We start from the raw sequence: 20,483 nt of genomic DNA, 5'->3' as shown, positions 1-20,483 counted from the left end.
AAGGAGGGTCCTGGAGATTCTCAACGATGCGTCCACGCTACTCGCCCTGCCCGCGCAGAGCAACGCCGGCGCACCGCTAGCAGATACCGACGCCCAGCTGCAGCAGCGCCAGGCCGCCCTGACGCCAGCCCCACCAGGCCAGCGCCAGCAGCAGGCCAGCCGCCAGCAGCGCGGCGACCAGCGGCACGGGCCGCAGGATCACGCCGCGACCTCCTGAAGGCGCGCCACCGGGCGCTCGCGCACCGGCCAGTTGAGCGCCGCGGCCATCAGGCTGAGGAGAACGGAAATCTGCCAGACCAGGTCGTAGCTGCCGGTGTGGTCGTAGAGATAGCCGCCCAGCCAGCCGCCGAGGAAGGAGCCGAGCTGGTGGAACAGGAAGACGATGCCGCCGAGCATCGACAGGTTGCGCACGCCGAACAGCGTCGCCACGGTGCCGTTGGTCAGCGGCACCGTGGACAGCCACAACAGGCCCATGGCCATGCCGAACAGGTAGGCGCTCCACTGTGTCAGCGGCGCCACCAGGAACAGGCTGATGACCACCCCGCGCGTCAGGTACAGGGCGCTGAGCAGGCGCGGCTTGGACATGCGCCCGCCGAGCCAGCCGGCAATATAGGTGCCGAAGATGTTGAACAGCCCGACCAGGGCCAGCACCGTGGTGCCGGTCAGCGCCGGCAGGTGGTGGTCGACCAGGTAGGCCGGCAGGTGCACAGCGACGAACACCACCTGGAAGCCGCAGACGAAGAAACCCAGCGCCAGCAGCCAGAAGCCGGAGTGGCCGGCCGCCTCGCGCAGCGCCTCGCCGAGGCTCTGCTCATGGCCGCTCGGCAGCGGCTGCGGACGCTCCCTGATCATCGCCGCCAGCGGCAGGATCAGCGCCACCAGCAGGCCGAGGGCGAGCAGCGCCGAGGACCAGCCGAGCCAGCCGATCAGCCCGAGGGTGCCGGGCAGCATGGCGAACTGGCCGAAGGAGCCGGCCGCCGCGGCGATACCCATGGCCATGCTGCGCTTTTCCGCCGGCACGGCGCGCCCGACCACGCCGAGGATCACCGAGAAGGAAGTGCCGGACAGGCCGATACCGATCAGCAGGCCGGCGCTCAGCGACAGCGACAGCGGCGAGTCGGCCAGGCCCATCAGCAGCAGGCCGACGGCATACAGCAGGCCGCCGGCGACTATGGTGCGGCGCGCGCCGAAGCGGTCGGCCAGTGCCCCGGTGAACGGCTGCGCCAGGCCCCAGATCAGGTTCTGCAGGGCGATGGCGAAGGCATACACCTCGCGCCCCCAGCCGAATTCGGCACTCATCGGCGGCAGGAACAGGCCGAAGCCGTGGCGGATGCCCAGCGACAGGGCCAGGATCAGCGACGCGCCAAGCAGCAGCCAGGTGGTCGAGCGCCATGCGGTAGTCATTGCGGTGTCTCCCGGGGACGGCCAGTCGTGGCCGTGAAGGCGATAAGTAAGAGCCGATACGCGATCAGGCCAGTTGTTCCAGCAGTTGCATCAGCTCGGCGCGGCGCTCCTCGCCAAGGCGTGCATTGAGTTCGTCCTGCACCTGCTGCCAGAGCGGTAGCGCCTGCTGCAGACGCTGCACGCCGGCGGCGCTGAGCAGCACTTCGCGGCTGCGCTGGTCACGGCCTTCGCCGAGCTGCAGCAAGCCCTGCTCCTGCAGCACCCTCAGGTTGCGCCCCAGGGTGCTGCGATCCAGGCCCATGGCCTCGGCCAGCGCGGAAATGCTCGGTTGCCCCAACCGCTGCACATGACGCAGCAGGGAAAACTGGGCGGCGCCGAGCCCGACCGCGGCGAGCGCGTCGTCGTAACGTCGGGTCACCCCGCGGCTGGCGCGGCGCAATTGGGTGCAGAGACAGGTGGTCGGCAACATGGGGTACAGGTATATACCCGCTTTGCGCGGAGACACAGGCACAGTTGCCCGCTTTGTCGGCATAACAGTGCGCCAGGCGCTCCCGCTAGCGCCCGGCGGAGCGTTGCCGGTAGTAGCGGCGAAAGTCCGCGGCGAAGCGCGCGTAGACCTCGTCCGGCAGCCAGCGCCGCTGCACCTGCAGCAGGCCCTGCGGCTGCGCCAGCAGGGCGACCACGGCGCGTTCCAGGCGCGCGGCCATGCGCGCGCCCCAGGCCGTACGCGGGCAGTAGAAACCCACCGGCACCAGCGCATCGCCCTCCAGCAAGGGCACGCTGACCAGGCTGTCGCCGAGGCTGAAGCTGCGCGCTACCTCGGTGTAGACCATGGGGTACTCGAAGGTGTAGTCGATGCGCCGGTGGCTGACCATCAGCAGCAGGTTGTCGCCGGCGGTGCCGGCCGCCAGTTCGAGCAGGCGGCGAGCGTCCAGCGCCTGCTGCAGGGGTTCGCGAATGGCCGGCGGGTAGACCCGGCCGCGGGTCAGCGCGCCGCGCAGGTAGGGATTGGCCAGCAGCCAGGCGAGACTGACCCGGCCGTCGTCCAGGGCCAGCTGCGCATAGGTCTGGCGCCGTACCAGCACATGGATCGGCGGCGACTGCAGAAAAGCGACGAAGTGTCCCAGACGGTCGCGCTCGGCGCTCTGCAACTGGCCGCTGGCGCACAGCGGCTCGCCGGCCAGCAGGCGCTGCTCCAGGCGGGCGAAGGGCAGCACCTCGTAGCGGACCTGCAGCTCCCCCAGCTGCGCGTCGAGCAGCTGCATGGCCTCGTAGAGCACGCCGTCGACCAACTCGCCATCGCGCACGTTGAATACCCCGGGCAGCGGCAGCACGCCCCAGGTCAGGGTTTCGCCTCGGGCAACGGGCTGGAACAGGCACAACAGCATGAGCATCCAGAGAAAGGCAGGCATACAGGCAGGCAACCTTTGTGGTTATGCCTGAAGCCTAGGCGAGGCCACGGGATCTGCCCTCAGACCAGCAAGGCCAGCGCCAGGGCGACGGCGCATTCGGCCAGCTCGACCAGGGCCCCGGCGGTATCGCCGGTGGTGCCGCCCAGGCGTTGGTACATCAGACGCCGCAAGCAGAAAAACACCAGCGCGGCGACCGCCAGCGCCAGCCCGCCGGCCCCGCCGTACAGCAGGCAGATGGCCAGGCCGTGGCCGGCCAGCAGCCAGGGCAGCTGGCCGCGCGGCAGCTGCTCGGCCAGCGTCTGGCCCAGGCCGCCGACGCGCACGTAGGGCGTGGTCCACAGCAGCAGCGGCAGCAGGCCGCGCGCCAGCCAGGGCAGCAGCACCAGCAGCAGGCCCTGGCCGGCCTGCAACAGGCTGACCAAGGCGGCGAACTTGAGCAGCAGCAGCAGCACCAGCACCGTCACCGCCATCGGCCCGCTGCGCGGGTCCTTCATGATCGCCAGGGTCCGCTCGCGGTCGCCGAAGCCGCCGACCCAGGCGTCGGCGCTGTCGGCCAGGCCGTCCAGATGCAGGCCACCACTCAGGCCCACCCACAGCGCCAGCAGGATCGCCGCCTGGAGCAATGCCGGGGCCGCGCCCAGCAGCAAGTGAGCTCCCCACAGCAGCAGACCGAGCAGCAGGCCCACGGCCGGATACCAGAGCAGCGAACGGCCGAGCTGCTCGGCCGTGGGCATGCCCGGCAGGCGGACCGGTAGGCGGGTGAGAAACTGCAGGGCGATCAGCGCCGGGCTCATGCCAGCTCCGTCAGGGCGCCCTGCCCGTCCAGCTGCAGGCGCACGCGCTGGGCGTAACCGACATTGACCTGCAGCAGCTCGTGGCGCGGCAGGCCGCGGGCGCGCGCCAGCAGCAGACGCATAACCCCGCCATGGGTGATCAGCAGCAGGTGCCGGCCGCGATGCGCCTGGTACAGCCGCTGCAGGGCGGCGAGGATGCGCGCCTCGAAGCGCAGCAGCGGCTCGCCGTCCGGTGGGGTGAAGGCATAGGGATCGGCCCAGAAGCGGCCCAGGGCCTCGGCATCGGTCTGCATCAACTCGGCGGCGCTGCGTCCCTCCCAGGCGCCGAAGTGCAGCTCCTGCAGCTCGGCGTCGAAGGCCAGCGGCAGGCCGTGCTGCGCCGCCAGCTCCTCGGCGAAGCGCGCACAACGCTGCAGCGGCGAGCTGACCAACGCGTCCCAGGGCCCGGCGCCGGCCACCGCGGCGCGCAGCTGCGCCCAGCCGGCGGCGGTCAGGGCATCGTCGAGGCTGCCGCGCAGGCCGCCGCCCTGCTCGGTTTCACCGTGGCGCAGCAGTTCCAGGTGCAGGCTCATGCCGGACGATCCGCCACCGCCGCCTCGGCGAAAGTCGCCATCCGCCCGTGCAGCGTGCAGGCCAGGCGCAGCAGCGGCACGGCCAACGCCGCCCCGCTGCCCTCGCCCAGGCGCAGGCCCAGCTCCAGCAGCGGCTCGGCGTCCAGCGTCTGCAGCACCCGGGCATGCCCGGGCTCGGCGCCACGGTGGGCGAACAGCAGCCAGCCGCGGCAACCAGGGTTCAGGCGCACGGCCACTAACGCGGCGACACTGCAGATGAAGCCGTCCACCAGCACCGCCACGCCCTGCTGCGCCGCCGCCAGGTAGGCGCCGACCAGCGCGGCGATCTCGAAGCCGCCCAGGTGCACCAGCGCCTGCAGCGGTTCGCCGAGCTGCGACCGGTGCAGGGCCAGCGCCGCCTCGATCACCTGCACCTTGTGCGCCACCCCGGCGGCGTCCAGGCCGGTACCGGGGCCGGCCAGCTCGGCCGGCGCGCAATCGAGCAGCCAGCAGGCCAGCGCGGCGGCGGCGGTGGTGTTGCCGATGCCCATCTCGCCGCCGATGAATAGCTCGCAGCCCACCGCACGGGCGCGCAGCAGGCTGTCGCGCCCGGCCTGCAGGCAGATCAGCGCCTGGGCCAGGGTCATCGCCGGCGCGTGGACGAAGTTCCGCGTGCCGGCGCCGACCTGTAGGTGACGCACGCCGGGCAGCGGCTCGAGAGGCACGGCGGTGCCCAGGTCGATCACTTCCAGCGCGGCGTCGAGCTGGTCCGCCAGCACGCTGATGGCCGCACCGCCACCGATGAAATTGCGCAGCATCTGCCCGGTCACCGCCTGCGGGTAGGCCGACACGCCCTCGGCTACCACGCCGTGATCACCGGCGAAGATGGCGATCCACAAGCGTTCCAGCGTCGGTATGTCGCTGCCCTGCTGCGCCGCCAGTTGGATCGCCAGCGCCTCCAGACGGCCGAGCGAGCCGGCCGGTTTGGTCAGTTGCTGCTGGCGCGCCTCGGCCTTGGCCCGCGCCACGTGATCGAGCGGCTGGCAGGGGCCCTGCCACCAGTGCAGGCTCATAACGCCTCTCCCTTGAGAACCATGGGTAGGCCGGCGACGCAGAACAGCACGCGCCGGCTGCGTTCGGCCAGGGCCTGGTGCAGCCAGCCGGCCTCGTCGACGTAACGGCGGGTCAGCTCGCCCAGCGGTACCACACCCAGGCCGGTCTCGTTGCTGACCAGCAGGATGCGCCCGGACAGCTCGCCCAGGGTTGCGAGCAGCGCGTCGCGTTCGGCGGCCAGGCGCGCCTGGTCGTTCAAGAGCAGCAGGTTGGTCAGCCACAGGGTCAGGCAGTCCACCAGCAGGCAGCGCCCCTCGCGCGCCTGCTCGCGCAGCACGCGGGCCAGTTCCACGGGCTCTTCCACCAGGCCCCAATGCGCCGGGCGGCGCGCGCGGTGCTGGGCGACGCGCGCACTCATCTCGCCATCCAGCGCCTGGCTGGTGGCGATATAAAGCACCTCCAGGCCGGACTCGGTGGCCAGCTTCTCCGCCAGCCGGCTCTTGCCGGAACGGGCGCCGCCGAGGATCAGTTCAAGCATTGCCACTCCCCTGGGTGCGCCGTGCGCACCGCTGGTAAATCCGCTACGTAGGGTGGATCACGCTTTACCGATCCACCATTGGCAGGTGCCAACGACCACAGCGGTGGACGAAAAAAAAGCGTCGCCCCCCTACGCCAGGCCACAGAGCGCCTTGAGTTGATCGGTATCCAGATGCGCCTCCACCAGATCGGCCAGGCGCTCGATATCGCGTTCGCGCAGGGCCTGGTAGTCCACCGCCTGCACCTCGCGCAGCCCGGCCCAGCGCAGCAGCGCGGCGCAGGCCTGAGGGCGCTCGAACAGGCCATGCAGGTAGGTGCCAAGCACCTGACCGTCGCCGCTCAGGCCGCCGTCGCGACGACCGTCGTCCAGGCTCACCGCACCGTTGAGGCCACCGCCGGTACTGACCCCTGCATGAATCTCGTAGCCGCTGACCTCGGCCTGCTCCAGGCACAGGCGGCCGCGCACGTTGCGCAACTGCTTCTGCGGCTCCAGCCGCGTCTCGAAATCGAGCAGGCCGAGGCCCTCGCTGCTGCCGGCGGCGCCTTCCAGGCCGTGCGGGTCATGAATCTGCCGGCCGAGCATCTGCAGGCCGCCACAGATGCCCAACAGCTTGCCGCCGTAGCGCAGATGACGGGCGATGGCGGCGTCCCAGCCCTGCTCGCGCAGCCGCGCCAGGTCGGCGCGCACACTCTTGGAGCCGGGCAGGACGATCAGGTCGGCCGGTGGAATCGCCTGGCCTGGGCCGACGAAGCTCAGCTGCACCTGTGGGTGCAGGCGCAGCGGGTCGAAGTCGGTGTGGTTGCTGATCCGTGGCAGCACCGGTACCACCACCCGCAACGCGTCCTCGGCCTTGGCCTGCTGGCGGGTGTCGACGGCGTCCTCGGCCTCCAGGTGCAAGTCCGTCAGGTAGGGCAGTACGCCGAGCACCGGCTTGCCGGTGCGCTGCTCCAGCCAGTCCAGTCCCGGTTGCAGCAGGGCGATGTCGCCGCGAAAGCGGTTGATCACGAAGCCCTTGATGCGTGCCTGCTCGGACGGGCTGAGCAGCGCCAGGGTGCCGACCAGATGGGCGAACACCCCGCCCTTGTCAATATCGGCGATGAGGATCACCGGGCAGTCCACCGCCTCGGCGAAGCCCATGTTGGCGATATCGCCGGCGCGCAGGTTGATCTCTGCCGGCGAGCCGGCACCCTCCACCAGCACCAACGGGTAGTGCTGGCACAGGCGCGCGTGGGACTCGAGCACCGCGGCCATCGCCACCTGCTTGTAGCCGTGATAGGCCAGCGCCTGCATATTGCCCACCGCGCGGCCGTGGATGATCACCTGGGCGCCGGTGTCGCTGTTGGGCTTGAGCAGCACCGGGTTCATATCGGTGTGGGGTTCGAGCCCGGCGGCCTGCGCCTGCACCGCCTGGGCGCGGCCGATCTCGCCGCCATCGGCGGTGACCGCCGAGTTCAGCGCCATGTTCTGCGGCTTGAACGGCGCCACCGCCACGCCCTGGCGCCGCGCCCAGCGGCACAGGGCGCTCACCAGGGTGCTCTTGCCGGCGTCGGAGGTGGTGCCCTGCACCATCAGCGTCGCGCTCATCAGGATGTTTCCTCCAGGCTGGCCAGCATCGCCGCGCACGCGCGCAGGCCCTGCTCCAGCCGCTGCCAGCCGAACTCATGCGGCGGCAGGCCGAAGCGCAGGGCGTCCTGCTCGGCGAACAGCCGCACGAGGATGCCGCGCCGCGCCAGCAGTTCGTAGCAGGGCACCGCGCGCCGCGTGCAGCAGAACTGGAACAGCGCCGAGCCGCCGACTGGCGGCAGATTGCAGTCGTGCAACAGGGCCGCCAGGCGCTCGCCGTCGGCCAGCAGGCGCTGGCGCTGGCGCACCTGGCCCGGCTGGTCGGCCAGCAGGCTGCGCGCCACGCTGCGCGCCGGGCCGCTGACCGCCCAGGGACCGAGCCACTTGGCGAGCTCGTCCAGCAGAGCCTGCTCGGCCAGGGCGAAACCCAGGCGCAACCCGGCCAGGCCGAAGAACTTGCCGAACGAGCGCAGCACGATCAACCCCGGCCTGTCGGCGTAGGCCGCCAGGCTGTATTCCGGCGTGCAGTCGATAAACGCCTCGTCGACCACCAGCCAGCCGCCGCGCGCGGCCAGTTGCGCGTGCCAGTCGAGCAGGCGCGCCGGCTCGATCAGGCGGCCGGTGGGGTTGTTCGGATTGACCAGCACCAATACGTCCAGCTGGGCCAGGGCACGCGGGATGGTGCCCTCGCTGATCTCGACGAGGCGATGGCCCTCGCGCCGCCAGGCGGCCGCATGCTCGGCGTAGGTCGGCGAGACGATGCCCACCGTGCAGGCCTTGCGCAGGCGCGGCAAGGCCTGGATCACCGCCTGCGACCCGGCCATCGGCAGCAGGCTGGCCGCGCCGTAGTAGTCACGGGCGACGGCCTCCAGGCCATCGTCCGGCTCCGGCAGGCGGGTCCAGGCCTCGGCCGCAATCGCCGGCAGCGGCCAGCCGTAGGGGGCGATGCCGGTGGACAGGTCAAGCCAGTCGTCCAGGGCAATGCCATATCGTTGCGCCGCCGCGCGCAGGCGGCCTCCATGCTCAGCCATTCAGTGCCTCCCATAGCCCCAGCAGGGCCAGCCACAGCAGCACGCCGCCCCACACCAGATTCAGCGCGCGCTCGATATCGCGCGCCCGCGGCGGCGGCCCCTCGCCCAGTTGCGGGCGCACATGCAGCTCGCCGTGATATTCGGCCGCGCCTCCCAGACTCACCCCCAGGCTGCCGGCGCCGGCGGCCATCACCGGGCCGGCGTTGGGGCTGTCCCATTGCGGCGCCTGACGGCGCCAGCAGCGCAGCGCCAGGGCGCTGTGGCCGAGCAGCGCGTAGGTCAGCGCCACCAGGCGCGCGGGGATGTAGTTGAGGGCGTCGTCGATCTTCGCCGCGGCCCAGCCGAAGCGCTCGAAGCGCTCGTTGCGATAACCCCACATGGCGTCCAGGGTATTGCTCAGGCGGTACAGCACCACGCCCGGCGCACCGGCGACGACGAACCAGAACAGCGCGGCGAACACCGCATCCGAGCCGTTCTCCAGCACCGACTCGGTGCCGGCACGGGCCACGCCGCCGGCGTCCAGCGCGGCGGTGTTGCGGCTGACCATCCAGCCGACGCGCTCGCGCGCCAGCGCCAGATCGCCCAGGCGCAGCGCCTGCGCCACCGGCCGCGCGTGCTCGCCGAGGCTGCGCAGGCCGAGGGCGAAGTACAGCGCGGCGATCTCCACCGCCCAGCCGAAGGCCGAGACCTGGGCCAGCAGCCAGGTCAGCAGGGTCAGCGGCAGCACCGCCAGGCACCAGGCGCTCACCCCATGGCTGCGCCAGCCGCCGCCGGCGGGGTTGAAGCGCTGCTCCAAACGCTCGGCCAAGCGACCGAAGGCCACCAACGGGTGGCCCTGCTTCGGCTCGCCGAGCGCGGCATCCAGCGCTACCCCGGCCAGGGTACTGAGCGCCAGGCTCATGCATGGCCTCCGTTGCCAATCGGGCGGTCAATCACCGCGTTCTCCCCATCGATTCTCGAACAGCAGTTCAGTCAGCGGCCGCGGCGTCGCCCAGCCCTCTTCCACCAGCATCGGCCTGTCATAGAAGGCCGCGACCGGCCCCAGGCAGAGCAGCGCCACCGGCTTGCTGCCGGCCGGCATGCCCAGCAGCGCGGCCAACGCCTCGGGCTCGAACAGCGACACCCAGCCCAGGCCCAGGCCCTCGGCGCGGGCGGCCAGCCAGAGATTCTGAATGGCGCAGGCCACCGACGCCATATCCATTTCCGGCAGGGTGCGGCGGCCGAAGACATGCTTCTGGCGCCCGTCCATCAGCGCCACCGCCAGCAGCTCGGCGCACTCGCGAATGCCCTCGACCTTGAGCCGCATAAATTCGTCCGAGCGTTCGCCCAGCGCCTCGGCGGTGCGCACCCGTTCCGCCTCCACCAGCGCGCAGGCGGCTTCGCGCAATTGCGGGTCGCTGATACGCAGAAAGCGCCAGGGCTGCATCAGGCCGACGCTGGGCGCGCGGTGCGCCGCCTCCAGCAGGCGTGCCAGCACCTCGGCCGGCACCTCGCCGCCGCTGAAATGACGCATGTCGCGGCGCTCGGCGATGGCGCGGTACACCGCGGCGCGCTCGGCGGCGCTGAAGGCCTGCTCGCTCATGGACGCAACAGCGCTGCCGCCGCCAGGGGATTGGACGGCAGGTAGAAGTGGATATAGCTGGCCGTCAGCCGGCCCAGGCGGTAGACAGCCTCGGCCACCGCCTTGCCGTTCGGGCAACGGCCCAGGGCCAGCGGCGCCAGCGGGCTGTCCAGGCGCGAATGGTGGTAGCTGTGGCCACGCAGCTCGCCTTCCGGCAACTCCACTTCCTGCAAAGCCAGGGCGGTCAATCGCGGCTGCAGTGCGGCGCGGCCGGCCAGCAGGCCGAGCATGCGACCGCTGGCGCCCTGCTTGTCGGTCAGCTCGTCGAGCAGATAGAGCATACCGCCGCACTCGGCGAGGATCGGCTTGCCGGCCCGGTGATGGGCGCGGATCGCCGCGGCCATGGCCTGGTTGCCTTGCAGCTCGGCGAGGTGCAATTCGGGATAGCCGCCGGGCAGGTAGAGGCTGTCCACCTGCGGCAGGCGATCGCCCAGCAGCGGCGAGAAGAATTCGAGCTCGGCGCCCAGCTCGCGCAGCAGATCGAGGTTGGCCTGGTAGAGAAAGGCGAAAGCGCCATCGCGCGCCACGCCGATGCGCACGCCGGCCAGCAGCGGCTCGACCGCCCACGGCGGCGGCGCGGCGAAACGCACCGGCGCCGGCAAGGCCACCTCGGCGCTGGCGGCCAGGGCATCGGCGGCGGCGTCCAGGCGCGCATCCAGATCGGCCAGCTCCTGCGCCTGCACCAGCCCCAGGTGACGGCTGGGCAGCTCCACCGCGGCATTGCGCGGCAGCGCGCCGTACCAGCGGATGCTCGGCGGCAGCGCGGCGCGCAGGATCTCGCCATGGCGCGCGCTGGCCACCCGGTTGCCGAGCACGCCGGCGAACGGCAGGTCGGCCTGGAAGGTCGCCAGGCCATGGGCCAGGGCGCCGAAGGTCTGCGCCATGGCCGAACCATCGATCACCCCCAGCACCGGCACGCCGAACTGCCGCGCCAGGTCGGCCGCCGAGGGCTGGCCGTCGAACAGCCCCATCACCCCTTCGATCAGGATCAGCTCGGCCTCGCCCGCTGCCTGCCAGAGCAGGCGGCGACTCTCCGCCTCGCCGACCATGGCCAGGTCGAGCTGGTACACCGGCGCGCCGCTGGCGCGGGCGAGGATCATCGGGTCGAGGAAATCCGGGCCGCACTTGAACACCCGCACCCGCCGCCCCTGGCGGGCGTGCAGGCGCGCCAGGGCGGCGGTGACGGTGGTCTTGCCCTGCCCCGAGGCCGGCGCGGCGATCAGCAGCGCCGGACACTGGCGCGAGGTCAAAACTCCACCCCCTTCTGCGCCTTCACCCCGGCCTTGAAGGCATGCTTGACCAGGCTCATCTCGGTCACCGTATCGGCTGCCTCGATCATCCCGGCCAAGGCTCCGCGCCCGGTCACCACCACGTGCTGCGAGAGCGGCCGCGCCTGGATATCGGCGAGCACCGCAGCGAGCTCCAGATAGCCGTGTTTGAGGGCGATATTCAGCTCGTCCAGCACCACCAGACCGACGTTCTCGTCGTTCAGCAGGCGCCGGGCCACGCCCCAGGCTTGCTGCGCCTTGGCGATATCGCGCTGGCGATCCTGGGTCTCCCAGGTGAAGCCCTCGCCCATCACGTGGTAGCTGACCTCCTCGGGGAAACGGCGGAAGAAGGCCTCCTCGCCGGTGCTGGCGGCGCCCTTGATGAATTGCACCACGCCGACTTTGATGCCGTGGCCGAGGGCGCGGGCGACCATGCCGAAGGCGCTGCTGCTCTTGCCCTTGCCGTTGCCGCTGTGCACCAGCAGCAGGCCGTATTCATCCTGGGCCTGGGCGATCTTCGCGTCGATCAGCGCCTTCTTGCGCGCCATGCGCGCCTGATGCCGGGCGTCGCGTTCAGCCGATGCGCTGTCGCGCTGGGTCGATTCGCTGTCGCGTTCGGTCGATGCGCTCATCGAGGTTTCCTGGTCTGCGGGCATCCGGGCGCGGGTCGCAGTGCACGACTGGCAAGCTGGCGTGGCGGCATCGTTGCGCTCCCGAACACACTGGGCTGGACAAGGCAGGCGGAGAACGGCGCGCGCGGGCCACTGGGAAGGCGAGCCCGCACGCCAGACAACGCCCTCCGCGATGCCGTGGACTGCAGCAGGCCGGTCTCCGGGCTTGTGAGCGAGCCTCGCGGGCTAGCGCCGCGCCTTCCCATGCACGAAGCACAGTGGCAATAGAGCGGCGTTTGACTCACCTACCGTTGCGGGGGCAGCGCCGGATTCTGTACCGGCTTCCCTGTTTCACCTCGTACGCGCGTGGCGTCGGGCACCTGAAGCAAGGCGCGCAGGGTAGAGGCTGGCCGCCTCGCCCGTCAACGCCGGCGCGACTCAGTGGCGGGGGACGAAGCCGGCCGGCTTGCGCGCCAGCCACTCGACGAAGCCGCGCAAGCGCTCGTCGCCCAGCAACGCTTCACGGCTGTTGTAGCTCAGTGCCAGCTCCTTCTCGCTGAACAGCCGGTGGATCTGGTTATGGCAGGCGCGACAGACCCAGAGCGTGGCAGTGATGCGTTCGTGGCGGGGATAGCGCTTCTGCACATAGGCCTTGTCGTGCAGAGCCTTGGGGATCAGGTGGTGACGGGTCAGCGCTACCGGCCGCGCGCATAGTTCGCAGGCGTCGGGCTGGGGCGGCAGGCGGATGGCATCGGCCACGGCGGCTCAGCGCTTGCGGCACAGGGTCAGGCCGTCGCCCAGCGGCAGCAGTGACAGCTCGACGCGCGCATCGTCCTTGAGCGCCCGGTTCAGCGCCTGAATGGCGCAGGTATCGGCACTGTCCGGCTGCGGCTGCAACACCCTGCCGCTCCACAGGGTGTTGTCGAACAGCAACAGGCCGCCCTGGCGCAGCAGGCGCAGCGCCTGCTCCAGGTAGGCCGGGTAGTTGGCCTTGTCGGCGTCGACGAAGATCAGGTCGAAGTCGCCCTGCCCTTCGCCCTCCAGCGCCGTCAGGCTGTCCAGCGCCGGGCCCAGACGCCATTGGATACGCTCGGCCAGACCGGCCTCGGCGAAATAGCGGCGCGCAGTGGCGTTGTAGTCGCCGGGCAGGTCGCAGCAGATCAGCTGGCCCTGCGGCCCCATGGCATCGGCCAGGCAAATGGCGCTATAGCCGGTGAAGGTGCCGACCTCGACGATCCGCCGCGCGCCGACCAGGCGCACCAGCAGGGCCATGAACTGACCCTGCTCCGGGGCGATCTGCCAGCGCGCCTCGCTCAGCTGCGCGGTTTCCGCGCGCAGGCGGGCGAGCAACGGCGACTCGCGCAGGGAGACGTCCAGCAGGTACTGGTAAAGCGCGTCGTCGAGCTGCAGGCTGCGCTGGGTCACGGATTGCGCGCCAGTTCGGCGGTGAGCACGCGCTTGGCGTCCAGGTAGGCGCGCTGCCAGTAGCTGTTGTCGAGGCTGTCCAGGCGCACCGTGCCGCCCGAAGACGGCGCGTGGACGAAACGCCCGTCGCCGACATAGATGCCGGCATGGCTGACGCCGCGCCCGCCGCTTGTGGCGAAGAACACCAGGTCACCGCTCTGCAGTGCGTCGCGGCGCACATTGGGGCTGCGCATGGCGCTCAGCTCGCGGGTCGAACGCGGCAGGCTGATGCCGGCGGCGTCACGATAGACGTAGCCGATCAGGCCACTGCAATCGAAACCGCCGTCCGGGGTATTGCCGCCGTAGCGATAGGGCGTGCCGACCAGGCCCAAGGCGCGGAACAGCACGTCGTCGGCGCCACCCTGGACCTGGCCGGTGGCTGGTGGGTAGCTGGGCTGGGGGCTGGGGGCACGACTGCTGCAGGCACTCAGCAGCAGGGCGAGAACGAGCAGGGCAACACGGGTCGTGACGGGCATGAGCGAGGCGATCCTGAGCCTGGATGCGCCCTACTCTGCCGGCTCGGGACGAACGGCGCAACCCCGTGGGGCCGCGCCGCAAGCTCTCAGGGATGACGCTGGGCGGCCTGTTCGTCGTCCACCGGGGCCAGGGCGAGGACGCGCTTGGCCTGCAGGTAGCTGCGATTCCAGTAGCTGTCGTCCAGGCTGTCGATGCGCACGCCGCCGCTGCGACTGCTGCTGGAGTGGATGAACTGATCGTCGCCGAGGTAGATGCCGGCGTGGCTGACGCGGCCGCGGCCGCGGTCGTTGAACAGGATCAGATCGCCCGGTTCCAGGTCGGCGCGGGCCACCTTGGGCGCGTCCAGGTTGATCAGCTCGCGGGTCGAGCGCGGCAGTTCCAGGCCGACTTCCTTGCGGAACAGGTAGCCGACGAAGCCGCTGCAGTCGAAGCCGGACTGCACCGAGTTGCCGCCGTAGCGATAGCGGGTGCCGACCAGCGAACGCCCGAGATCGAGCAGGCTGTCGGCCAGCTGCGGCATTTCGTAGGGTTTGTCGTCGATCAGCGCGGCGATCTCGTCCTCGGCAGGTTCGACCTGCTGAGCGACGGGTTCGACCGCGGGTTCGTCGAGCTGCGGCTGCGGCGCGTGGCCGGCGCAGGCGGCGAGAAAGGCGATGAGTGCAAAAGGCACGAGGGGTGCGAAGCGTTTGCGCATGGGCACGACCGTGTCGGTTGAATTTACAAGTGCGCGACTATGCCCTCTATGCAGGCGATTTGCAAATTCTATCGCCCGGAATGTGACCCAGCAGTTCCGGCAAAACATCTAAGGCCCGCCCCGCCAATCGTACATCCACCACGCCGCTGAGGTCGGTCAGCGTGGGGTTGATCTCCACGCTCAGGCCGCCGGCCTGGCGGGTACGCAGCACCGGCTCGACAATATAAGGAAAGCTGGCGCTGGTGCCGACGCTGAGCACCACGGCAAAACCCTTGCGCAGCTCGGCGTAGAGGCTGTCGATCGCCGCCTCCGGGAGCATCTCCTCGAACAGCACCACGGGCGGGCGCAACACCCCGCCGCACTGCCCACAGTGCGGCGGCAACGGCCGCTGCAGGTGCTCGGCCAACTCGCCGTCCTCGACGCCGCAGGACTGGCAGTACAGCGGCGCCAGCTCGCCATGGATCTCGATCAGGCGCTCGCCGGGGCTGCCGGCAGCGCGGTGATAGCCATCGATATTCTGCGTCAGCACCCAGCAACCGGGCTTGCGCCGCTGCAACTCGGCGATGGCCAGGTGGCCGGCATTCGGCGCCGCGCCAAGGCAGGCCCGGCCCAGCTCGGCCAGGTATTTCCAGCACAGCGCCGGGTCGCGGCGCAGCATCGGCCCGGACAGCGCCGCCTCGATCGGCAGGCCCTCGGCGGTATGGCCGTTATACAGCCCGCCGAGGCCGCGGTAGGTGGGCAGGCCGGAATCGGCCGACAGCCCCGCCCCGGTAATGACCAGGATGCGCTCGGCCTGCCCGATGGCTCGCGCGACTCGCCGCAGCGCCTCGTCCATGGCCTTAGCCCAGGATCTCGCTAAGAGGGATGAACCGCAGGCTGTCGCCCTCCTCCAGCGTCGCCCCCTCGAGCACCTCGGCCAGCCCTTCGGCCCAGGCGGCGCTACGCAGCACCCCGGAGCTCTGGTTGGCGTAGGGCACCGCGCGGCCGTTTTCCAGGCGCGCGCGCAGGTACTCGCGGCGCATGCCCGGCTTGCGCCAGGCGAACCCGGCCGGCACGGCGAAGCCCAGCGGCTCGATGCGCTGCACGCCGAGGCGGCGCAGCAGGTAGGGGCGCGCCAGCAGGCCGAAGGTGACCAGGGTCGAGGCCGGATTGCCCGGCAGACCGATCACCGGCACGCCCTGGTAATGACCGAAGGTCAGTGGCTTGCCCGGCTTGATCGCCAGCTTCCATAGCGCCAGCTCGCCGGCCTCGCGCAGGGCCAAGCCGAGATAATCCGCCTCGCCCACCGAGACCCCACCGGTGGACAGGATCAGGTCGACGTCGCCGAGCCTGCCGAGGGCCTCGCGCGTCAACGCCAGGTCGTCGGGCAGGATGCCGGCGTCGACCACGGCGCAGCCCAGGCGCTGCAGCCAGGCGCTGAGCAGGCGGCGGTTGCTGTTGTAGATCTGTCCCGGGCCGAGTGCCTGGCCGGGCTCGACCAGTTCGTCGCCGGTCGACAGCACGGCGACCCGCGGCCGCCGCCGCACACGCAATTCGGCCGCGCCGAGGGAGGCGGCCAGGCCCAGTTCGATCGGCCCCAGGCGCGTGCCGGCCGGCAGCACGCAGTCGCCGACGCGGGTTTCCTGGCCACGGACGCGGACGTTCTGGCCAAGCCGCAGCGGCTGGCAAAAGCGCACTTGGCCGGCTTCGTCGAGCTCGACGTTTTCCTGCATTTCCACGCAGTCGGCACCGGCCGGCAGCGGCGCGCCGGTGAAGATGCGCGCGCAGCTGCCCGCCTGCAGCGGCAGCGGGGCCATGCCGGCCTGAATGCGCTGGCTGACCGGCAGCGCCTCGCCTTGCCAGTCGGCCAGGCGCAGGGCGTAACCGTCCATGGCGCTGTTGTCCCAGGGCGGCAGGTCGAGTGCGGCGAGCAGCGGCTCGGCCAGCACCCGGCCGTCGGCATCGGCCAGCGCGACCGTTTCCTGCTGCGCGATGGGCGCAGCCTCGGCCAGCGCGAGCAGGCGTGCCAGCGCCGCCTCCATGGGCAGCAGACCGGGTTGCTCGCAACCGCTCATCCGCGGCTCTCGCAGGCGGCCACCTGTTTCAGATGGGGAACGAAATTGCAGGGACGATGACGGGCATCCAGCTGCTCGCCGAGGATGCCGTCCCAGGCGGTGCGGCAGGCGTTGGTCGAACCCGGCAGGCAGCACACCAGGGTGCCGTTGGCCAGGCCGGCCAGGGCGCGCGACTGGATGGTGGAGGTGCCGATATCGGCCAGCGAGATCTGCCGGAACAGCTCGCCGAAGCCGTCCACCTGCTTGTCAAGCAGACAGGCGACCGCTTCTGGGGTGCTGTCGCGCCCGGTGAAACCGGTGCCGCCGGTGATCAGCACTACCTGCACGCCGTCGTCGGCGATCCAGCCGGCGACCTGGGCGCGAATCTTGTAAAGGTCGTCCTTGAGCAGGACACGGGCGGCCAACTGGTGACCGGCCGCCTGCAGGCGATCGACGAACAGTTGTCCCGAAGTATCGGTTTCCAGGGTGCGGGTATCGCTGACGGTGAGCACGGCGATCTGCAGCGGCACGAACAGCGCCTCGGCCTTATGGTTCATGGCGGGCTTCCAATTGCGAGAGAATGGCCGGAGTTATATCACACAGCCCCGAGGAGACCGCAGCATGTCCGTATCGAATGACCCGCCCGCCTGCTCCGTACTGCTGCTGTCGGGCGGCCGCGGCCAACGCATGGGCGGTCGCGACAAGGGTCTGCTGGAGTGGCGCGGACGGCCGCTGATCGCCTGGCTGCACGAACTGGTGCGCCCCTTGAGCGACGACCTGATCATTTCCTGCAACCGCAACGCCGAGCGCTACGCGCCCTATGCCGACCGCCTGGTGACGGACCAGGACAGCGACTTTCAGGGACCGCTGGCCGGTATTCGCGCAGGCCTGGCGGCGGCGCGCCACAGCCAGTTGCTGGTGCTGCCCTGCGACGCGCCCCTGGTGGATCGCCCGCTGCTCGACGCACTGCTCGCCCGCGCCGGCAGCAAACCGGCGGTGGTGCGCCAGGGGCAGTACTGGCAGCCACTGTTCTGCCTGCTGCCAACCAATCTGCGGGACGACCTGGAGCACGCCTGGCAGGCCGGCCAACGCAGCCCGCAACGGTGGTTCGAGCGCCTCCAACCGACGCCGCTGGACTGCCCGCTCGACGATGCGCGCCTGGCCAATCTGAATACGCCGGAGATCCTCGCCGCCACCCGGCCCCGTCAAGGCCCGGAGGAGGCCTAGGGAACTCGGGCGCCGCATGTTCGTCTGAGGCTGGGTACAGACCTCGATCACCCAAGGAGACAGACCATGACTCAACGGATCATTGCCGCCCTGATTTTCGCCCTCGGCTTCGCCGTCCTGACCGGCTGCGCCTCGCCTTCGGTGATCACCCTGAATGACGGACGCGAGATCCACACCGTGGACAAGCCCATGTACGACGAAGAGTCCGGCTTCTATGAGTTCGAACAACTCGACGGCAAGCGCGCCACCGTCAACAAGGACCAGGTGCAGACCGTCAAGGAACTCTGAGAGCTCACCCAGCCTCAGTCGCACACCGTCATTCGCGGCGAGCGGGCGCGCTGGCGCCCCGCCCGACTACCTGCGCGGCGGGTTGCCGGACCGCCGCGCCAAGCCATAACTCTGCCGGCGCGCCCCAGTGCTCCCGCGAAGGAGCCCCCGAAGTTAAATTTTTTCGGGCTAACCCCTTGTGTAGTAAAAGTTTTTCGGTAGAATACGGCTCATTCGGAGTGTAGCGCAGCTTGGTAGCGCGTCTCGTTCGGGACGAGAAGGTCGCAGGTTCGAATCCTGTCTCTCCGACCAAATCAAAAACCCGCCTAACCGGCGGGTTTTTTTATGCCTGCGATTTCCCTCGCCCGCCGCTAGCCAGCGAAGGCTTCAGCGCAGAAAAGCCACCACCTGCTCGCCATCGAACGGCCAGTTCAGTTCGGCACCATTGTCACAGCGACGCAGTACCGGGATACGCAGACCGTACTGCTCCACCATCCCTTCGTGCTCGGCGATGTCGATCAGCTCGACCAGCAGGCCGTTTTCGACGAACGGCATCAGCAGCGCTTCGGCCACCTCGCACAGGTGGCAACCCAGCGTCCCCAGCAATTGGCATTCCGGCGTCATACACGCACCTCAGTCTCTGCAAGGTGCGAAGTTTAGCACCGACCCGGATCAGCTCAGGGTCGCGCTTTCGTCGGGCTGGCCAGGCAGCAGGTTATGCAAGCCGTCGAGCAGGCTGCGATTGAGGCGTTCAGCCTTCTCCAGGCGCGGCGGATCGAAACGCTCGTCCAGGGAGAAACCACCCTTGAGCAGGTCCGTGAGCAGGCCCTTGGCGTCCCGGGCCAGATCGCCGGCGCCGTGCAAGGCTTCGAGCAGTCCCTGGGCATATTCCTGCAGGCTCGGACTGACCGCGCTGGCAGCCTGCCCGCCCTGCCCGGCGACCGCACCGTAGACATCGGTGGCCTGACGCACGCTGGTCTGGGTCAGGCGCAGCGACATCGACGCCAGCTGTTCTCCATCCATCTGCAGATCCATGGCGCGGTCGAAGGCACCCGCCAGGTCACCGGCATAGAACTTGTTCGAAAGATCCTGTACCTGACTGAACAACCTCTCCAGCGCCTCGACTTCCTGTTCGTCCAGTTCGCCCTCGACACCGACCTGCCAGGCACCAGTCAACAGGCTGCCGGATTCGCGGCTGGCGGCCAGCGCGCCGCCTCCGCCCGCGCCGACGCCGGCGAAACGGGTCTGCGACCAACTGGCCGAGGCCTGGGCCACCGAGATGCGCAGGCGGTCGCCATCGCGGGTAGTCACCGACAGGTCGAAGGTTTCCGCCTGGGCGGCGAGACGCTGGCTGTAGCCGGCTGCCGCCACCTGCCCGGCTGCCGGCGCACCGGCGCCGAAGCGCTGGTCGAGGCCGGCCAGACCATCCTGGATACGCTGGTAGGTATCGTCGATATCGCTGGCCACCTTGCCGGCCAGCCCCCCCATGCCGTCGAGGATCTTGCGCGCCTCCTCGAAGCCCTTCTCGACACCCTCACGGGCCTGACCGAGAAGCTTCTGCAGCTTGGCCGGGTCGGCCCCCGCCACCGCCTCGCCCTGCAGACGCTGCTCGATGAAACCGAGGATGCGATTGGCCACCTTTTCCGGGGTGAAATCGTCCTGCTTGCCGTTCAGCGAACCGGGTGGCAGACCGAGCTTTTCCGCCAGGCGATTGGCCAGGATGGTCTGGGCATTCGCAGCGGTCTTGCGCGCAGCCGTCTGCTGATTGATCTCCGCAGCGCGCGAAGCGGAGGGATTGAGCGAGGCCAAGGTTTTCATGGCGAGGTACCGGAGAACGATATTCGCCAGGCTAGCGGCGCCGGACGGACGATCTTTAGCCCAGACCGACCAATGGTCCGGCGCTCATACCCCCGCCACTTGCAACAGACCATCCGCGGCCTCGCGCGCCTGCCGGCCCTGTTCGCCAGGCCCGTAGAGGTGCGCCATGCTCAGCGCGCCCTCGAAGAGAAACTGCAGCTGCGCCGCCAGGCTGTCGACCTCACGCGCGCCCAGGGCCTGCAGCCTGAGCCGGAAGAATTCGAACAAGGCACGTTTGTGCGCGGCCGCCTGGCGATGAATCGGGTGATCGCGGTCGTGGAACTCCGCCGCGGCATGCAGGAACAGGCAGCCGCAGAAGTCCGCCTCGCCGAGCAGCTGCTGCAAGCCGTCGAATACGGCGAGTATCGCCTCGCGCGGCGCCAGGCCGGCCAGCGCCTCATGCATGCGCGCGACGATCTGCTCGTGCTGCAGCTGCAGGGCAGCCAGGATCAGCTCGTCCTTGGACTTGAAATACTTGTACAGGGTCATCTTCGCCACCCCGGACTCGGCCAGGATGCGGTCGATGCCGGTGCCGTGATAACCCTCGCGATAGAACAGCTGCACTGCGGTGACAAGCAGCTGTTCACGTTTGTTCGAAGCCATATGCAACCTCCAGAG

General features: G+C 69.9%; 26 protein-coding genes, 1 tRNA gene and 1 riboswitch. Of the genes, 3 read left to right on the top strand and 24 right to left on the bottom strand.

Annotation, left to right across the window (positions count from 1 at the left end; all coding sequences use genetic code 11):
• Window positions 1-76 precede the first annotated feature (76 nt).
• The 21 genes from ACUTAF_RS05470 to moaB all read right to left on the bottom strand — a co-directional run bounded on the left by ACUTAF_RS05470 (window position 77) and on the right by moaB (window position 17,071).
• Window positions 77-202 (bottom strand): hypothetical protein, encoded by a 126-nt coding sequence (locus tag ACUTAF_RS05470; protein ID WP_445582505.1) that lies wholly within the window; start codon window positions 200-202, stop codon window positions 77-79.
• Window positions 199-1,404: an MFS transporter gene (locus ACUTAF_RS05465; protein ID WP_445579019.1), complete on the bottom strand. Its 1,206-nt coding sequence runs from the start codon at window positions 1,402-1,404 to the stop codon at window positions 199-201. The genes ACUTAF_RS05470 and ACUTAF_RS05465 overlap by 4 nt, the downstream gene beginning before the upstream one ends.
• A 64-nt stretch (window positions 1,405-1,468) precedes the next feature.
• Window positions 1,469-1,873, bottom strand: coding sequence for a MarR family winged helix-turn-helix transcriptional regulator (locus tag ACUTAF_RS05460; protein WP_021445174.1), 405 nt, complete (start codon window positions 1,871-1,873; stop codon window positions 1,469-1,471).
• Window positions 1,874-1,958: 85 nt separating this feature from the next.
• Window positions 1,959-2,816 carry a hypothetical protein gene (locus tag ACUTAF_RS05455; RefSeq protein ID WP_445579018.1) on the bottom strand — a complete coding sequence of 286 codons (858 nt, stop codon included), beginning with the start codon at window positions 2,814-2,816 and terminating at the stop codon, window positions 1,959-1,961.
• Window positions 2,817-2,875: 59 nt separating this feature from the next.
• The gene (locus ACUTAF_RS05450) at window positions 2,876-3,610 is read right to left on the bottom strand and encodes an adenosylcobinamide-GDP ribazoletransferase (protein WP_445579017.1); all 735 of its coding nucleotides are present in this window, start codon (window positions 3,608-3,610) and stop codon (window positions 2,876-2,878) included.
• Window positions 3,607-4,182, bottom strand: a complete 576-nt coding sequence (cobC, locus tag ACUTAF_RS05445; RefSeq protein ID WP_445579016.1) for an alpha-ribazole phosphatase family protein — start codon at window positions 4,180-4,182, stop codon at window positions 3,607-3,609. Before cobC ends, ACUTAF_RS05450 begins: the two co-directional genes overlap by 4 nt.
• On the bottom strand, window positions 4,179-5,234 hold the full coding sequence (gene cobT, locus ACUTAF_RS05440; RefSeq protein WP_445579015.1) for a nicotinate-nucleotide--dimethylbenzimidazole phosphoribosyltransferase: 1,056 nt from the start codon (window positions 5,232-5,234) through the stop codon (window positions 4,179-4,181). Before cobT ends, cobC begins: the two co-directional genes overlap by 4 nt.
• The gene (gene cobU, locus ACUTAF_RS05435) at window positions 5,231-5,752 is read right to left on the bottom strand and encodes a bifunctional adenosylcobinamide kinase/adenosylcobinamide-phosphate guanylyltransferase (protein WP_445579014.1); all 522 of its coding nucleotides are present in this window, start codon (window positions 5,750-5,752) and stop codon (window positions 5,231-5,233) included. Before cobU ends, cobT begins: the two co-directional genes overlap by 4 nt.
• A 129-nt stretch (window positions 5,753-5,881) precedes the next feature.
• A complete protein-coding gene (locus ACUTAF_RS05430; protein WP_445579013.1) occupies window positions 5,882-7,336 on the bottom strand; it encodes a cobyric acid synthase in 1,455 nt (484 codons plus the stop codon).
• Entirely contained in the window at window positions 7,336-8,346 is a 1,011-nt protein-coding gene (gene cobD, locus ACUTAF_RS05425) for a threonine-phosphate decarboxylase CobD (protein ID WP_445579012.1), read from the bottom strand. Before cobD ends, ACUTAF_RS05430 begins: the two co-directional genes overlap by 1 nt.
• Window positions 8,339-9,247 carry an adenosylcobinamide-phosphate synthase CbiB gene (gene cbiB / locus ACUTAF_RS05420; RefSeq protein WP_445579011.1) on the bottom strand — a complete coding sequence of 303 codons (909 nt, stop codon included), beginning with the start codon at window positions 9,245-9,247 and terminating at the stop codon, window positions 8,339-8,341. The genes cobD and cbiB overlap by 8 nt, the downstream gene beginning before the upstream one ends.
• Window positions 9,248-9,274: 27 nt before the next feature.
• Entirely contained in the window at window positions 9,275-9,928 is a 654-nt protein-coding gene (bluB, locus tag ACUTAF_RS05415; RefSeq protein ID WP_445579010.1) for a 5,6-dimethylbenzimidazole synthase, read from the bottom strand.
• Complete coding sequence (locus tag ACUTAF_RS05410) at window positions 9,925-11,217, bottom strand: cobyrinate a,c-diamide synthase (RefSeq protein WP_445579009.1); 1,293 nt, start codon at window positions 11,215-11,217, stop codon at window positions 9,925-9,927. Before ACUTAF_RS05410 ends, bluB begins: the two co-directional genes overlap by 4 nt.
• Window positions 11,214-11,867 (bottom strand): cob(I)yrinic acid a,c-diamide adenosyltransferase, encoded by a 654-nt coding sequence (gene cobO, locus ACUTAF_RS05405; RefSeq protein ID WP_445579008.1) that lies wholly within the window; start codon window positions 11,865-11,867, stop codon window positions 11,214-11,216. Before cobO ends, ACUTAF_RS05410 begins: the two co-directional genes overlap by 4 nt.
• 173 nt (window positions 11,868-12,040) lie before the next feature.
• A riboswitch (cobalamin riboswitch) is annotated at window positions 12,041-12,245 on the bottom strand.
• Between the two features lie 39 nt (window positions 12,246-12,284).
• Window positions 12,285-12,605 carry a hypothetical protein gene (locus ACUTAF_RS05400; protein ID WP_445579007.1) on the bottom strand — a complete coding sequence of 107 codons (321 nt, stop codon included), beginning with the start codon at window positions 12,603-12,605 and terminating at the stop codon, window positions 12,285-12,287.
• Between the two features lie 6 nt (window positions 12,606-12,611).
• Window positions 12,612-13,271: an O-methyltransferase gene (locus ACUTAF_RS05395; RefSeq protein WP_445579006.1), complete on the bottom strand. Its 660-nt coding sequence runs from the start codon at window positions 13,269-13,271 to the stop codon at window positions 12,612-12,614.
• Window positions 13,268-13,786, bottom strand: coding sequence for a C40 family peptidase (locus tag ACUTAF_RS05390; protein ID WP_445579005.1), 519 nt, complete (start codon window positions 13,784-13,786; stop codon window positions 13,268-13,270). Before ACUTAF_RS05390 ends, ACUTAF_RS05395 begins: the two co-directional genes overlap by 4 nt.
• An 86-nt stretch (window positions 13,787-13,872) precedes the next feature.
• The gene (locus ACUTAF_RS05385) at window positions 13,873-14,481 is read right to left on the bottom strand and encodes a C40 family peptidase (RefSeq protein WP_445579004.1); all 609 of its coding nucleotides are present in this window, start codon (window positions 14,479-14,481) and stop codon (window positions 13,873-13,875) included.
• 46 nt (window positions 14,482-14,527) lie between these two features.
• The gene (locus ACUTAF_RS05380) at window positions 14,528-15,316 is read right to left on the bottom strand and encodes an NAD-dependent deacylase (RefSeq protein WP_445579003.1); all 789 of its coding nucleotides are present in this window, start codon (window positions 15,314-15,316) and stop codon (window positions 14,528-14,530) included.
• 4 nt (window positions 15,317-15,320) lie between these two features.
• Window positions 15,321-16,535 carry a molybdopterin molybdotransferase MoeA gene (locus ACUTAF_RS05375; protein ID WP_445579002.1) on the bottom strand — a complete coding sequence of 405 codons (1,215 nt, stop codon included), beginning with the start codon at window positions 16,533-16,535 and terminating at the stop codon, window positions 15,321-15,323.
• Window positions 16,532-17,071, bottom strand: a complete 540-nt coding sequence (moaB, locus tag ACUTAF_RS05370; protein WP_445579001.1) for a molybdenum cofactor biosynthesis protein B — start codon at window positions 17,069-17,071, stop codon at window positions 16,532-16,534. Before moaB ends, ACUTAF_RS05375 begins: the two co-directional genes overlap by 4 nt.
• 64 nt (window positions 17,072-17,135) lie before the next feature.
• Here moaB and mobA point away from each other — a divergent pair, with 64 nt between their 5' ends.
• The 3 genes from mobA to ACUTAF_RS05355 all read left to right on the top strand — a co-directional run bounded on the left by mobA (window position 17,136) and on the right by ACUTAF_RS05355 (window position 18,320).
• Window positions 17,136-17,741, top strand: coding sequence for a molybdenum cofactor guanylyltransferase MobA (gene mobA, locus ACUTAF_RS05365; RefSeq protein WP_445579000.1), 606 nt, complete (start codon window positions 17,136-17,138; stop codon window positions 17,739-17,741).
• A 66-nt stretch (window positions 17,742-17,807) separates the two neighbouring features.
• Window positions 17,808-18,029: a YgdI/YgdR family lipoprotein gene (locus ACUTAF_RS05360; RefSeq protein ID WP_445578999.1), complete on the top strand. Its 222-nt coding sequence runs from the start codon at window positions 17,808-17,810 to the stop codon at window positions 18,027-18,029.
• Window positions 18,030-18,243: 214 nt separating this feature from the next.
• Window positions 18,244-18,320: transfer RNA gene (locus tag ACUTAF_RS05355), tRNA-Pro, on the top strand.
• A 75-nt stretch (window positions 18,321-18,395) separates the two neighbouring features.
• Here the strand turns inward: ACUTAF_RS05355 and ACUTAF_RS05350 are convergent.
• From ACUTAF_RS05350 to ACUTAF_RS05340, 3 genes are all read right to left on the bottom strand, one after another.
• Window positions 18,396-18,632: a glutaredoxin family protein gene (locus ACUTAF_RS05350; RefSeq protein ID WP_445578998.1), complete on the bottom strand. Its 237-nt coding sequence runs from the start codon at window positions 18,630-18,632 to the stop codon at window positions 18,396-18,398.
• 48 nt (window positions 18,633-18,680) lie between these two features.
• On the bottom strand, window positions 18,681-19,826 hold the full coding sequence (locus ACUTAF_RS05345; protein ID WP_445578997.1) for a DUF5610 domain-containing protein: 1,146 nt from the start codon (window positions 19,824-19,826) through the stop codon (window positions 18,681-18,683).
• An 84-nt stretch (window positions 19,827-19,910) separates the two neighbouring features.
• The gene (locus ACUTAF_RS05340; protein WP_445578996.1) at window positions 19,911-20,468 is read right to left on the bottom strand and encodes a TetR/AcrR family transcriptional regulator; all 558 of its coding nucleotides are present in this window, start codon (window positions 20,466-20,468) and stop codon (window positions 19,911-19,913) included.
• Window positions 20,469-20,483 lie beyond the last annotated feature (15 nt).

It is taken from the genome of Pseudomonas sp. SP16.1, assembly GCF_052682975.1.
Note: the sequence above shows the minus strand (reverse complement) of the source record. Positions and strands in the feature narration are given on the sequence as shown.

Excerpts from the sequence above, each read along its gene's own strand:
- ACUTAF_RS05465 (WP_445579019.1), bottom strand. The coding sequence starts at position 1,404 with ATGACTACCGCATGGCGCTCGACCACCTGGCTGCTGCTTGGCGCGTCG.
- ACUTAF_RS05460 (WP_021445174.1), bottom strand. The coding sequence starts at position 1,873 with ATGTTGCCGACCACCTGTCTCTGCACCCAATTGCGCCGCGCCAGCCGC.
- ACUTAF_RS05455 (WP_445579018.1), bottom strand. The coding sequence starts at position 2,816 with ATGCCTGCCTTTCTCTGGATGCTCATGCTGTTGTGCCTGTTCCAGCCC.
- ACUTAF_RS05450 (WP_445579017.1), bottom strand. The coding sequence starts at position 3,610 with ATGAGCCCGGCGCTGATCGCCCTGCAGTTTCTCACCCGCCTACCGGTC.
- cobC (WP_445579016.1), bottom strand. The coding sequence starts at position 4,182 with ATGAGCCTGCACCTGGAACTGCTGCGCCACGGTGAAACCGAGCAGGGC.
- cobT (WP_445579015.1), bottom strand. The coding sequence starts at position 5,234 with ATGAGCCTGCACTGGTGGCAGGGCCCCTGCCAGCCGCTCGATCACGTG.
- cobU (WP_445579014.1), bottom strand. The coding sequence starts at position 5,752 with ATGCTTGAACTGATCCTCGGCGGCGCCCGTTCCGGCAAGAGCCGGCTG.
- ACUTAF_RS05430 (WP_445579013.1), bottom strand. The coding sequence starts at position 7,336 with ATGAGCGCGACGCTGATGGTGCAGGGCACCACCTCCGACGCCGGCAAG.
- cobD (WP_445579012.1), bottom strand. The coding sequence starts at position 8,346 with ATGGCTGAGCATGGAGGCCGCCTGCGCGCGGCGGCGCAACGATATGGC.
- cbiB (WP_445579011.1), bottom strand. The coding sequence starts at position 9,247 with ATGAGCCTGGCGCTCAGTACCCTGGCCGGGGTAGCGCTGGATGCCGCG.
- bluB (WP_445579010.1), bottom strand. The coding sequence starts at position 9,928 with ATGAGCGAGCAGGCCTTCAGCGCCGCCGAGCGCGCCGCGGTGTACCGC.
- cobO (WP_445579008.1), bottom strand. The coding sequence starts at position 11,867 with ATGAGCGCATCGACCGAACGCGACAGCGAATCGACCCAGCGCGACAGC.
- ACUTAF_RS05390 (WP_445579005.1), bottom strand. The coding sequence starts at position 13,786 with ATGCCCGTCACGACCCGTGTTGCCCTGCTCGTTCTCGCCCTGCTGCTG.
- ACUTAF_RS05385 (WP_445579004.1), bottom strand. The coding sequence starts at position 14,481 with ATGCGCAAACGCTTCGCACCCCTCGTGCCTTTTGCACTCATCGCCTTT.
- ACUTAF_RS05380 (WP_445579003.1), bottom strand. The coding sequence starts at position 15,316 with ATGGACGAGGCGCTGCGGCGAGTCGCGCGAGCCATCGGGCAGGCCGAG.
- ACUTAF_RS05375 (WP_445579002.1), bottom strand. The coding sequence starts at position 16,535 with ATGAGCGGTTGCGAGCAACCCGGTCTGCTGCCCATGGAGGCGGCGCTG.
- moaB (WP_445579001.1), bottom strand. The coding sequence starts at position 17,071 with ATGAACCATAAGGCCGAGGCGCTGTTCGTGCCGCTGCAGATCGCCGTG.
- mobA (WP_445579000.1), top strand. The coding sequence starts at position 17,136 with ATGTCCGTATCGAATGACCCGCCCGCCTGCTCCGTACTGCTGCTGTCG.
- ACUTAF_RS05360 (WP_445578999.1), top strand. The coding sequence starts at position 17,808 with ATGACTCAACGGATCATTGCCGCCCTGATTTTCGCCCTCGGCTTCGCC.
- ACUTAF_RS05350 (WP_445578998.1), bottom strand. The coding sequence starts at position 18,632 with ATGACGCCGGAATGCCAATTGCTGGGGACGCTGGGTTGCCACCTGTGC.
- ACUTAF_RS05345 (WP_445578997.1), bottom strand. The coding sequence starts at position 19,826 with ATGAAAACCTTGGCCTCGCTCAATCCCTCCGCTTCGCGCGCTGCGGAG.
- ACUTAF_RS05340 (WP_445578996.1), bottom strand. The coding sequence starts at position 20,468 with ATGGCTTCGAACAAACGTGAACAGCTGCTTGTCACCGCAGTGCAGCTG.